This window comes from Hymenobacter aerilatus (assembly GCF_022921095.1).
GTDB lineage: Bacteria > Bacteroidota > Bacteroidia > Cytophagales > Hymenobacteraceae > Hymenobacter > Hymenobacter aerilatus.
Genome location: NZ_CP095053.1, coordinates 4,920,473 through 4,933,870, shown reverse-complemented (window position 1 = coordinate 4,933,870; position 13,398 = coordinate 4,920,473). Strand labels below are relative to the sequence as shown.

Here is a 13,398-nt window from a genome sequence, read left to right as displayed (position 1 = left end):
GAAATCAGTTTAAGTTGATTTGCAGGTAATGGTCGGGCTGTTCGGGGTCGGAGATGAACCACGCCGGGTTGCCTAGCTGGTCGCGGCCCAGGCGGGCACCAGATACGGGGGGCTGGTTGAGCGCGCGCGTGGTACCTGCCGGGGCAGGCGCTACCACGTGGGCCGGGCTGGCCGGTAGGAAGCCGGCCGCTACTAGCTCATCAATGCTCTTCAGGCACAGGGCTACCACGCGGTCTACCTCTTCTGTGGTGTGCGCTTCGGTCATGAAGCAGGGAAAACCATCCCAGATGTGCACGCCTTTCTCACGTAGCAGCGTAAAAAGCAGCTCTGCGTAGGGTATTTCTTCGTGAAACTTTATCTTCCAGAGCGAGCCGAAATGCGCCACGAAGAAAGGCAACTGTCGGCGCTCCAGCTCGGGGTTCAGAGCCCCTGCCAGGCGCTCGGCTTTCGCCGTGAGGCGCTGCTGCAATGCGGGGCCTTGCTCTTTCATGTAGTGCAACGATGCCTTGGCGGCCGCCAACGCCAGCGGGTGGCGCACAAAGGTGCCGGCGAAGTACGTAACACCTACAGTTGGGAACGAATCGTCGCCGTACTGCCAGAAGCCGCCGTCCAAGGCATCCATCAGTTCTCGGCGGCCCGCAATGGCCCCAATGGGTAGGCCGCCGCCTACTACTTTGCCGTAAGTAGCCAAGTCGGCTTTGATGCCGAACAGGGCCTGCGCGCCACCGGGATGCATCCGGAAACCAGTAATTACTTCGTCGAAAATCAGCGCTACATCGGCGGCAGCCGTGATGGCGCGCACTTCCCGCAGGAAGGCGATGGGCCGAAACTCGGGCCGGCGGCTCTGCACGGGCTCTACCAACACCGCGGCTAGCTCGTGGGCCCGCTCCCGGATGATGCGCAGGCTTTCCTCGGTACCGTAGTCCAGAATCAGCATATTTTGCACAGCTTCGGGCATGATACCCGATGCTGCCGGAAACGACTTCAGCTTTTTGGTACCACGTACCAGCACTTCGTCGGCAATACCGTGGTAGGAGCCCGAGAAGGCTACAATGAGCGAGCGGCCCGTAACGGTGCGCGCAATGCGCATGGCGCCCAGCACGGCCTCCGAGCCGGTGTTGCACAAGGCAGCCCGGTCGAAGCCGGTGAACTCGCAAATCAACTGGCTGACCTCGCCGGCCAACACGTGCTGCGGGCCTATCTCGTAGCCGCGCTCCACCTGCTCGTGCAGAGCCTGCTTGATGCTGTCGGGCTGGTAGCCGAGCATGGTGGAGCCGAAGCCGTTGAGTACGTCGATGTACTCGTTGCCATCAATATCCCACAGCCGGCTACCCTTGGATTTATTTACCACGAGTGGGTAAACCAGCTCTTTGGTTAGTGGCCGGAAGCCGGATACTACGCGCGGATCGGCCATGTGGGTGCGGTGCTGCTGGGCGTAGGCTTTGCTGCCGGCCGTTTTTTGATTGTAGCGTTGCGTGAACTGGTGCAGAAAGCTTTGCTGCGACTGGCTGAGGCCGGTGGCCTGCCGTTCGATGCGTGCCGTAGCGCCAAACGGCTTCTTCAGCTCCGCCTGCTCCTCCAGCGTTAGCTCGGCCGCCGCCGAAGCAACTGGCGCAGGTGCAGTGGGCGCGGGTACCGGTGCGGGTAGGGCCACTGGTGCGGGTGTTGCTACTGGTGGCTCGGGGGTGCCTTGCAGCAAAGCAATTTGCCGAGCCAGTAGCTGCAGCTGCTGGGATATCAACCCCAACGCTGAATCGGGGCTGGCTACCGCGACGTGTGCCGCCATTGGTACGGGTGCCGCAACAGGAGCCGACACCGGCGCAAAGGGTAGGGGTGCTGATGTTGTAGAAGGTGCTGGCACCGCCACTGGCTGGTAGCGCTCGGCGGGCAATGCCTGATCGAGGTAGGCGGCCAGTGCGGCGGGGGTAGCGTAAGCTTCGTTGAGTTGGCGGAAGGTAATCAGTAGGTCGAATTCCTTGCGCAGCGTGAGAGCCACTTGCGTAAGCAACAACGAGTCGAGCCCTATTTCTAAGAAGGTCTGGTCGGGCGTGGTACCGCTCATCTCAATGCCAGAAGCGTTTTCTAGAATATCGGTAATCTTTTGCAGAAGTATAGGTAGTCGCATAGGCTGAGTGGAGAGAGCAGCGGCGGGGGCAACACTGGTGGTAATTGGGATAGATGGCGGGGCCATAGCTAGCTGGGTAGCAACTGGTACCGTTACGGGGGGCTCCAGCCAGTGCAGTTGCCGGTCGAAGACATAGGTAGGCAAGGGCACTTTGCGCCGGTTCTGGCCGGCATAGAAGGCGGTCCAGTCGGGCGTGGCGCCGTGCAGCCAGAGTTGCCCTAGGGTCTGAAGCACAGCGTGCACGTCGGTCTGGCTACCTTGGGTAGGCGGCAGCCCTGGCAGGGCCACTACGGTGCGGGTGCCAGCCTGCTGGCGGGCCAGCGTGGTGGCGGTGCTGCCGGGTCCTACCTCCAGCAACAACGGATTACCCAGCGCTAGCAGTGTATCCAGGGCATCGGCAAACTGCACGGGTAGGCGCAGGTGCTTGGCCCAGTAGATGGGGTCGGTGGCTTGGGCATCGGTCAGCCAAGTACCGCTCACGGTGGATACCACTGGTTTTTGTGGCCGATGCAGTGTCACCGTAGATACCACTTGCTGAAAGTCAGCCACGGCCGGCTCCATCATGGCCGAGTGAAACGCGTGGCTGGTAGCCAACAGACGACACGGAACCTGGCGGGCGGCCAGTGTTTCGGCAAAGGCCGCAACGGCTGCTTCTGGCCCAGCCACCACACACAAGGCGCGACTGTTCACGGCGGCTATCGACAGCGACTCAGGTAACAGACTTTCTACCTCGGCGGCGCCGTGGCGCACAGCCAGCATACTGCCGTCCGGCAACGCGCCCACTAACTGCCCGCGCACGGCCACCAGCCGCAGCGCATCAGCCAGCGAAAACACGCCCGCTAAGTGCGCCGCTACAAACTCGCCGATGCTATGGCCGCACAACACTGAGGGCACTATGCCCCAACTCATCCAAAGCCGGGCCAGCGCATATTCCGTCACGAACAGGGCAGGCTGGGTGTAGCACGTCTGGCGCAACTGCGCTTCGGCCGCGGCGCCGGGCACGGCGTACAGCACCGTGCGGATGTCCAGCGCCAGATACGGCAGCAGCAACGTGGCGCATTCGTCTACGGCCTGCCGGTAGGCGGGCTCCTCGGCGTAGAGCGTCTGGCCCATGCCTAGGTATTGCGCTCCTTGGCCCGGAAACAGGAAAACCAATTCGCCGGGTGCTGCTTGCAGCGTATTGGCTTGGCCTACCTTGCTTGCGTCTTGCAGCGCCGTGCGGGCTTCGGCGGGGGTAGAGGCTACCACAAAACGACGCTGCGCGAAGTCGGTGCGGACGGTGTGTAGCGTGTAAGCTACGTCGGCCAGTTCGGCTGCATCCCGCTCCAGGTAGTGGGCCAACTGGCCCGCGTAGCTCTCACGGCTAGTCGCCGTTTTGGCCGACCACGCCAGCAGCTGCACCGGGCGGGCAGAGGTGGGTAGCGGTTCTGTCACGGGCGCTTCTTCTACTACCACGTGCACATTGGTACCCCCTACCCCAAACGAGCTGATGCCGGCCCGGCGCACAGTAGAAGCGGTCCAATCCCGAAGCGTGGTGTTCACGAAGAATGGACTGTTGGCGAAGTCGATACTGGGGTTGGCCTGCTCAAAGTGCAACGAAGGTGGCAATTGTCGGTAGTGCAGGGCCAGCGCCGTTTTGATGAAGCCCGCCACGCCCGCCGCCGCCGTGAGGTGGCCCATGTTGCTTTTAATGGAGCCTATCGCACAGAACTGGTTTTGCGCCTGTGGCCCGAAAGCCATCGACAAGCCTTCCAGTTCAATTGGGTCGCCGAGGGGGGTAGCGGTGCCGTGGGCCTCCACGTAGCTGATGGTAGCAGGGTCTACGCCGGCATTGTGCAAGGCTGCCCGAATGGCCTGCGCCTGTCCCTCGGCATTGGGAGCCGTGAAGCTGCCCTTAGCCGACCCATCATTATTAACGCCAATGCCTTTGATAACGGCATAAATGGTGTCGCCGTCGCGCTGGGCGGCCGCTAGGCTCTTCAGCAGTACCACACCGGCCCCGTCGCTAAACACCGTGCCCTTGCCTTGTGCGTCGAAGGAGCGGCAGTGACCATCCGAGCTGAGCATGGCACCCTCTTGGTAGCGGTGGCCGCTGCGTGTAGGCGACGTGATGCTAGCGCCGCCAGCCAGTGCCAGCTCGCACTGCCCCGCCCGAATACTCTTCACCGCCTCCGCAATAGCTAGCAGCGAAGTAGAGCACGCCGAGTGCACGCTCACGGCCGGTCCTTGCAGGTTGAGCTGGTAGGCAGTACGGGAAGCCACATAATCCTTCTCGTTGGCCGTCATCACCTGAAAGGCACCCACCTGTTCCATCACGGCTGCATTGCCGAGCACGTTGTGCAGCAGGTACGTATTGGTGCCTACGCCGGCGTATACCCCTACCTTAGCCCCGTGCGTGGCGGGCGGATAGCCGGCTTGTTCCAGCGCTTCCCAAGCAATTTCCAGAAATAGCCGCTGTTGAGGGTCTAGCACCTGCGCCAGCTTGGGCGAAACACCAAAGAAAGCCGCATCAAACTGTCCCGGCTCTTCGATGATACCCCGCGCCCGCACGTAAGTAGGGTCGTGGCGCATTTCGTTTGGAATGCTGGCGTCCAACTCTTCCTCGGTGAAAAACCGAATGGTTTCCCTACCCTCTCGCAGCACGTCCCACAGCTCGGCTATGGTGTTAGCGCCCGGGAAGCGCCCGGCCATGCCGATTACAGCTACGTCGGGCTGCTCGGTGGCAGCAGGTAGTGCGCTAGGCGCAGTGGCAGCCACCGGTGCGGCCTTAGCTTGGGGTGTGAGGAAGCGAGCTAGCCCGGCAACCGTAGGGTGCTGGTACAGCCGCGTGATGGGTACTTGGTAGTGAAAGCGCTGCCGCAGCAACGCCACCGTTTTCTGCGCCAACAGCGAATTACCACCCAGCTCAAAGAAATTGTCGTCGGCCCCAACGGGCTCTATATGCAGCAGCTCACTCCAGGTAGCCGCAATATTCTTCTCGGCGGGTGTGGCGGGCTTGCGGTACAAAGCTGCCAGCGCGGGCCGCCCGCTGCCGGGCGCGGGCAGGGCCTTCTTGTCTACTTTGCCGCTGGTGGTGCGGGGTAGCTCCCGCAGCCACACAAAAGCTGCGGGCACCATGTAGTCGGGTAGTTGCTGCTCCAGGGCTGCCCGCACGGCGGCGGTAGGCTCGTCGGCTCCAGTTGCCACAAGGTAGGCTACGAGTTGCTTGTACCCCTCCGTGGTTTCGCGGGCTACTACCACGGCTTGCTGCACGCCTTCGATACTATTCAACGCTACTTCCACCTCGCCCAGCTCGATACGGTGCCCGCGAATTTTCACCTGGTCGTCGCGGCGACCCAAGAATTCGATGGTGCCATCGGGTAGGTAGCGTCCCAGGTCGCCGGTATGGTAGAGGCGCATGGGTTGGCCGGCTTCGTCGGTGCAGGCCACAAACTTTTCGGCCGTCAGGGCAGGCTGATGCAGGTAGCCTTCAGCCAGGCAATTGCCGGTTACACAGATTTCGCCTACCTCTCCATCAGGCACTGTCCGGAGTGCCTCATCGGTGAGTAGGATGCGGACGTTATCAATGGGCCGACCAATGGTAGGCAGTGCTGGCCATGTAGCAGGAGGCCCGCTCAGCTGAAGCTGCGTGATAATAACGTGACACTCCGTGGGGCCATACTGATTGTAAAGCGTGCAATCGGGTAGAGCTTCGAAGAACTTCACCAGCTGCGGTGTGCATTTCAGCTGTTCTCCGGCCGTCATCACCTCCTGTATGCACGCCGGAAACTGCTTGGTGTGCGTGGCAGCCTCCACCAAGTATTGCAACGCCACAAAGGGTAGGAACAGCCGGTTGATACCCTGTTTCTGAATAAAAGACAGTAATCGCTCAAAATCCAGCCGCAACTCGTTGGTTACCAGCACCAGCGTCCCGCCCGTGGTGAGCGTCGTCATGATTTCCTGAAACGACACGTCGAAGCTCAGCGGCGCAAATTGCAAGGTGCGCGTGCCACTGCCTGCGCGGGAGTTGCGGCGCTGCCAGTGCAGCAAGTTCAGCAGGGAACGGTGGCCCATGCTTACGCCCTTGGGCTCACCCGTAGAGCCGGAGGTATACAGCACATAGGTCAGCTTTCCTAGCTCCGCAGCAGTACTCGTAGTCTCCGCAGAGGTCTCTTGATCTGAAATTACCTGCAAACCCAGACCAGTAAATAGGTCCGCTTCAGTGGCAGGAGCTAGGCAGTGTGTGAGGCCAGAGCTGGTTATAATCTTTTGCAGCCGCTGTGGCGAGAAAGCAGGGTCGAGCGGGAGGTAGGCTTTGCCAGCTTTCAGGATGGCCAGCACACCGATGATCATGGCCGGGCCACGGGTGCTGCTGATGCCCACTAGGGCGGTTGAGCCTGCCTGCCGCTGTATCTGCTGGCTTAGTTGCGTGGCAGCGACATCTAGCTGCGCATAGGTAAACTGTGTGCTATCTGCCACTAGGGCTACCTGCGACGCATGCTGGGTAGCACTCAGCTCAAACAGCTGCTGCACATACTGAACGTTAATGTCTGATTGTGCTATCTCGTCCATCTGATCCAACTGAAAACCACTCTTCCAATTTTGAGAGCAAACCTAACTTAAAATCAATTCTTGTCTAGCTACAAGAATACTTTATTTAGTTATATAAAAACATAGTACAAAAAACTACATAAATTTTAATAATCCATAACACACACATCTAATTGTCCGAAAAATCAAACTGATACAAGATTTATACAAACTAAATAAATATTCTCTGGACACGTTTTCAAATACTATATTATTATATAAATCCATTTTTATAAAAATAATATAATCAACCTTATTCTCATAATAAGACAAATGATATACAGACCGATAGCCTATACAAGCAGACGACTATTCAAATTTTGCAACGCATACTTCAACTGTGTGCTGCTGGCTATGCGGCAGGCACTCTATCGGCTTTCCTCTGCTGGATTGGGTATCGTCTTTTATTCGTGGCATATTTAGGGCGCTAATACTTCCCTATGGTCGCCTTTCGCTTATTTCTTCTACTTATCGGGTTCTTGCTGGTAGCCGGTAGCAGCCGGGCGCAAGGCGCGCCGCCTACCCCGCCCCCACCACCCAAGGAGCAACAGGAGTTGGTGGTACGCGTGACGGTGCCTACCGCCATAGCCACGCTGAGCGACTACGCCAACACGCTGTTTTCCAAACAGAAAGACAAGCTAAAAACCCTGACTGCACCCCGGCCGCTGCGCACCAGCAATCCGGTTATTGTTTTCACGCTGGCACTGCCCAAGGGTTGGGGTACGAAGAAGGAAAAGGAAACCGGTCCGTAGTGGTGGCTCCGCTGACACCACGCCATCTCTTTGCCGTTAATTCCGCTGTATTTGCTCGTTTATGAACGTCAACACGACCATCTTTTTCAGTATTGTCATTGCGGTGGTGCTGGTGCGCGTCATCCGGCGGTTTCTGGATCTGCCGACGCGCCTACCCCGCGTCAACCGACTGCTGGACTATATTTGGGTGCCGGGCGTGGCGCTGTTCGCGCTTTCTTCGCTTATCAGTTGGAAATCAGATCAATTAGACGAAATCTACCTACTCCTAGTGTTTGGGGTAGGCATCTGGATCCTGTTGCGCCTGCGCACCTACCGCCCGGCGCGACTGCTATTGCTGGCCGTTATTCCCTTTGTGGCGTATTCAGCCTTCGAGTTGCTGTTGGCGCTGGTCACTCCTGCGCTGTTGAAGGATTATGACGACAGCTTTGAAGTAGCGCAGGCGTTTACTTTTATCTGGCTGTTTACGTTTGCCCTTATTGCCCGCAATCAGAAAAACCAACTGGAAAAAGACCGGCTGCTGCGCGAGGAAGAAGAACAAGCCAAGCAGCGTATTTCGGCGCAGAACGTGGAGCTGGAGCGCCTGGTAGCCGAGCGCACAGCCACGCTCACGCAACAGGCCGAGGAATTACGCTATGCTCTTACGGAGCTGCGCATCACGCAGAACCAGCTGATTCAGAGCGAGAAGATGGCAAGCCTAGGGGAGCTCACGGCGGGCATCGCCCACGAAATTCAGAACCCGCTGAATTTTGTAACGAACTTCTCCGATGTAAGTACCGAGTTGCTGACGGAGTTGGAAGAGGAGCAGCAGAAAGCTGACCGCGACCCGGAACTGGAAGCCGAAATTCTGACCGACCTCAAGCAGAATCTTCAGAAAATCACCCACCACGGGCAGCGCGCCGCCAGCATTGTGCGGGCCATGCTGGAGCACTCCCGCGCCAACAACGGCGAGCGGCAACCCACCGACCTCAACAAGCTGGCCGATGAGTACTTGCGCCTGGCCTACCACGGTCTGCGCGCCAAGGACAAGACCTTCAACGCCACTATTACCACCTTCTTCGATCCATCGTTGGGCCAGATCAGCGCCGTATCGCAAGATCTTGGGCGGGTGCTGCTAAATCTGTTTACCAACGCCTTCTACGCGGTGCAGAAAAAGCAGAAGGAGGGCCACACGCCGGGCTACGTGCCCACCGTGAGCGTCAACACCCTGCACCGCTCATCGGGCGAGGTAGAGATTCGGGTGCGCGACAACGGTACGGGCATTCCGGAGAGTGTGAAAGACAAAATTTTTCAACCATTTTTCACCACCAAGCCCACCGGCGAGGGTACCGGGCTGGGCCTGTCGCTTAGCTACGATATCATCACAAAAGGCCACGACGGCACCCTGACGGTAGAGACCGAAGAAGGCGAAGGTACGGAGTTTATTATCACGCTGCCGGCCACAAAACCCTAAGCATATTGTCCTTCCGCGCGTAGCGAGGAATCTGAGTGAATGTCAGCGTGGTTTACACCTAGATTCCTGGCTACGCGCGGAAGGACAAGCGATATTTTTGTTGGTGCGCGCAATCCCTACCCCATTCTGTTAGCTTTGTTTGTGATGAAAATTCTGGTAGTTGACGATGAAACCGATGTGCGCGTGCTGTTTGAGCAGCGCTTTCGGCGCGAAATCCGCAATGGGTTGTTCACCTTCTCTTTTGCCTACTCGGGCGAGGAAGCCCTGACGTATTTGCACGATCATGCCTCAGAGGTGGTGCTGATTCTATCAGACATCAACATGCCAGGCATGAGTGGGCTGGAGCTGCTGCGCCATATCAGGCAGACCTACCCTACCCCACCCCCTACCCCACCCCAGGTGATGATGATAACGGCCTATGGTGACGACACTAGTCGCCAGCAAGCCATGCAACTGGGAGCCAACGACTTCCTGACGAAGCCTGTAGATTTTGCCGCGCTGAAAGAGAAACTGACTGTGCTAGCGAGCCATGAAAACTAAGATACTGGTAGTAGACGACGAGGCTGATCTAGAGCTGCTCATCAAGCAGAAGTTCCGGCGTAAGATTCGGGAAAACGTCTACGAATTTGTGTTTGCCAGCAACGGCCAGGAAGCACTGGACTGCATCCGGGAGCACCCGGATATGGACGTGATTCTCAGCGACATTAATATGCCTATTATGGATGGGCTGACGTTGCTAGGCAAGCTTCCGGAGGCCAACCCAGTGGCCAAAGCCGTGATTGTATCGGCCTACGGAGATATGGAGAATATTCGGCTGGCTATGAACCGCGGGGCTTTTGATTTCATCTGCAAGCCTGTTGATTTCAATGACTTGGAGGTGACCGTGGAGAAAACTGCCCAGCAGGTTCGGCAGCTGCGCGACACGCTGAAGGCCATCCAGGAGAACAACATCCTGCGCATGTACGTGGACGATACCGTGCTCAACTTCATGGGTAGGCCGGACTTTGAGAAGTCGCTGATGGTGAGCGAGACAGTGGAGGCCACGGTGGTCTTTATCGACATTTGCGGCTTCACGTCGCTATCCGAAGTCCTACCCCCAGCCGACATCGTGACCATGCTCAACACCTACTTCGACCAGATGGTGAAAGAGGTAATTGCGCAGGGGGGCTACATCGACAAGTTTATGGGCGACGCTGTGATGGCTGTGTTCCGCGACGAGTTTCACCTCGACCGCGCCATCGACGCAGCGCTAGCAGCGCGGGCCGTGGTACAGGCCAACGAGTTTGCCCTACCCGACGGCCGCACCTACCGCCCCCAGGTGAGCATTGGCGTGAACACCGGCGAAATGGTATCCGGCAATATCGGCTCGGCTTCCCTCAAGCGCCTCGATTACACCGTCATTGGCGATACCGTGAACGTAAGCCAGCGCCTACAATCGGCCGCTCAGCCCGGACAGATCATCATCACGGAAGCTACCTATCAGCAAGTGAAAGAGTCGTTTCACTGCCAACCCTTGCAGGAAGTCAGCCTGAAGAACAAAGCCCAACCGGTGATGATTTATGAGGTAGTGAGCTGAATGGTGAAGTTGTGAGATGGCGGTGAGCTAGGAGCAAAGATCTGAGCCAAAAGACGCGTGTCATCCTGAGCGCAGCGAAGGACCTTCTCACGTCAGAACGAGTCGTTGTTACGATAATCGTTCTACTGTGAGAAGGTCCTTCGCTGCGCTCAGGATGACACGCGTCTTTTGGCTCAGATCTTTGCTCCTAGCTCACCGCCATCTCACAACTTCACCGCTTCGTTCTGCCGGCGCAGGCGTTGGCAGAGGACACGCAGAATGTTGCGCAGCACCTCGCCGCGCTCTTCCATCACGTCGTAGAAATCTTCCTGATCGAGGCGGAAGGCGGTGACGGGGGTCTGCGCTATAGCGGAAGCGGAACGCGGCTCGGCGTCGAGTAGGGCCAGCTCGCCGAAGAAGTCGCCGGCCCGGAAGGTGGCCAACTGCTGGGCGCCGGTGAAAATGCCTACCTCGCCTTCGTATACAATAAACAAGGACGTGCCCAGGTCGCCCTTGGCAAAAATCTGGTGGTCTTTGTCGAAGCTTACCTCCTTCATGATGGGAACGATGCTGCTAAGCACGTTTTCGGGAGTAGCAGCAAATAGCGCGGTGTTTTTGAGGAGGGCAACGCGTTCGGCGGCCGAAATATGGGAGGCGGAAGCGGCGTGGTGCATGCGCAGGGAAGCTAGGGTAGGATGAGCGGTAAGGAGGTATTGGAAGCCTTCGGGCGCGTCGTGGGCGAAGCGGTTGAGCACCGCTAGGGCACTTTCCTGCACCAGCGGGCTGGCGCTGTTCAGGTGTGGCAGCAGCGCCTCAATCGTGTAGGGGGTAGGGTGCCACTGGCGCAGCGCTACCGCAACAGTCCAGTCGGTGAAGGCCGCATTGCCGCGCCGGATGATGGTTTCGGTGAGCGGGGCGGAGGTGGCGGCCGCCCCCAATAAATTCTCGAAGCGGCGGGCTTTGGCAGCGGGCGGCGCCACATCCAGCAGGGTTTGCAGGGCCTGATACACGGGCCGCGCAACGAGGTTGTCAAGCATTTCGAGGGCGTTGGCCTGTCGCTCGCGGGCAGCGTGGGCCACGCCGCGCTGGGCATCGGCAATAAGCTGGGGCGGGTAGAGCTGCAGTAGCAAGCCAAACACGCGCTGTTGCAGGCGTGTCAGCTCATATTCCAGACTGTCGCGCAGGGTCATATCGGGGGCAACAGCCTGGCCGTGCAGCAGCTCCTGGGCCAGGCGCAACTCCTCCTGCACCAAGTCTTGAAACACAGGCTCATCGGCCACAGCCGGTCCAAACGACCGGAGCGCCCGCAGCCCGGCTTCGCGCCGGAACAGGTGCGACTGACGTACCAACTCCACCAGCGCCTGTCGGCTGGCCGCTCCTGTTAGGCGCCCGCACAGCTGCGCCACCCGCCGAATGAGGTGCTCATCGGTGCTGGTACGCAGGGCTTCCGTGAGCAGGGGTAGGGCCGTGGTACCCAGCCGAAGCAAGCGGGCCGAGGCGTCGGCGCGGCGCGCTTTGTCGGGTAGCAGGGCAATGAGCTGGCGAATTTCGGCGGGGGTAGCAGGCGTATTTTCGGCCTCGGCGGTAGGTGCGGGCACAGTTCCATCTGCATCGGCGAAGCGGCGGCGCACGGCGTGCTGCAGCTCTACCAAGTAGTGGCCGTAGGTGCGATGCAGGTAAAACAGCACCACCAGCAGAAATACCCCCAGCCACGCGAACATTGCACCTTGGGTTAGGCCTTCCCCACCAGCCAGCAGAAACAGCGCCGCACCCGCCAGACCCATACCCAGCGGCTCGTATACGCCCTTGGCCAGTGTATGGGCCTCCAGCCGCTCGGGTGGCGAAAGGGGCTGAAACAACACCAAAAACACCGGGTCGAACACGGCGCGGCGCAGCACTTCCAGCGTCAGGAACAGACCGCAGAAGTACAGCATACTATTGGCAATGCCGCTCAGGTGCAACCCGCCAAACAGGGCCAGCGCGCCCAGCATCACCACCGGCAGGGCCAGCAGCACTCGGCGCATTCCTACTCTGTCCAGCGCTTGGCCGGTGAGGAGAAGCTTCATCAGCAATGCCACTAAATAGGTGAGTACCAGTACGCCACCCACGTAGCGCATCACCAGCGCTTGGTCATGGAAGCGGTGCTTCACGTTCACAAAAAACGAGTATTCCACGCCCGTCGTCACGATGGCAATAGCCAACATGCTCAGGCACATGGATAGCACCAGGCGGCTGCTGCCAAACCAACGCTGCAAGCCCGGCGCTACGGCCTCTTGGCGCGCAGCCCGGCGAGTAGGCTGCACGGCTACCTCGTGCCGGCGCGAGGTAGCGCGCAACGTGAGCAGGGCCGCCAGGTAGGCACCAAAAGCCGTGAGCAGCAGCCACAACAACTCGGTATGATGGTGAATAAGAATGGCCAGTACGGCGCCCAGCGCTTTGGCGGGCATGTCGCCGGAGCTAATGACGCTGAATAAACGTCGGCTCTGACGCACATCAAATACCACCGCCGACACGCCCCAAAACTCCAGGTTGGTGAGCAAGTAAATGACGCGGTAGCCGGCCATAATAGCCACTGCCGCCGCTACCGAGTGCCCCGCGTACACTAACACCCCCAGTACGCCCGTGAGCACCACTACGGCCAGAAGTACCCGCACTGCCACGCGCTGCAAGCCCAAGTGGTGTTCGTAGTGGGCGTAGAGTTTGCCGGCAGCCAGCATAGCCAGTGCGGCTACCCCGTAGGCCAGCGGTAGGTTGCGCTCGGGATGGTTTTCGAGCAGGATAACGTTGGCCGAGACGTACACCAGAATGGTACCGATGCCCAGCAGAAAGTTGTGCAGAAAAAACAGCCCAACCGTGCGGCCTTCCTCGGCGCGAATTCCCACCAGTTGTTGCCAGCGTGCGAGTAGTGTCATGCGTTTGTTACAGTTGACAGTGATGAGGCGCGAGT

Annotated in this window: 6 protein-coding genes; 4 read left to right on the top strand and 2 right to left on the bottom strand. The window is 59.1% G+C overall.

What is annotated here, in order from left to right:
- Positions 1–4: 4 nt before the first annotated feature.
- Complete coding sequence (locus MUN82_RS20540) at positions 5–6,676, bottom strand: polyketide synthase (RefSeq protein ID WP_245093456.1); 6,672 nt, start codon at positions 6,674–6,676, stop codon at positions 5–7.
- Positions 6,677–7,134: 458 nt separating this feature from the next.
- On the opposite strand from MUN82_RS20540, the gene MUN82_RS20535 reads away from it, so the two are divergent.
- The 4 genes from MUN82_RS20535 to MUN82_RS20520 all read left to right on the top strand — a co-directional run bounded on the left by MUN82_RS20535 (position 7,135) and on the right by MUN82_RS20520 (position 10,472).
- Complete coding sequence (locus tag MUN82_RS20535) at positions 7,135–7,446, top strand: hypothetical protein (protein WP_245093454.1); 312 nt, start codon at positions 7,135–7,137, stop codon at positions 7,444–7,446.
- A gap of 61 nt (positions 7,447–7,507) precedes the next feature.
- Entirely contained in the window at positions 7,508–8,896 is a 1,389-nt protein-coding gene (locus tag MUN82_RS20530; protein ID WP_245093452.1) for an ATP-binding protein, read from the top strand.
- A 144-nt stretch (positions 8,897–9,040) separates the two neighbouring features.
- Positions 9,041–9,436 (top strand): response regulator, encoded by a 396-nt coding sequence (locus MUN82_RS20525; RefSeq protein ID WP_245093450.1) that lies wholly within the window; start codon positions 9,041–9,043, stop codon positions 9,434–9,436.
- Positions 9,426–10,472 carry an adenylate/guanylate cyclase domain-containing protein gene (locus MUN82_RS20520; RefSeq protein ID WP_245093448.1) on the top strand — a complete coding sequence of 349 codons (1,047 nt, stop codon included), beginning with the start codon at positions 9,426–9,428 and terminating at the stop codon, positions 10,470–10,472. The genes MUN82_RS20525 and MUN82_RS20520 overlap by 11 nt, the downstream gene beginning before the upstream one ends.
- A gap of 203 nt (positions 10,473–10,675) precedes the next feature.
- On the opposite strand, the gene MUN82_RS20515 is transcribed toward MUN82_RS20520, so the two are convergent.
- Entirely contained in the window at positions 10,676–13,363 is a 2,688-nt protein-coding gene (locus MUN82_RS20515; RefSeq protein ID WP_245093446.1) for a cyclic nucleotide-binding domain-containing protein, read from the bottom strand.
- Between the last annotated feature and the right edge of the window lie 35 nt (positions 13,364–13,398).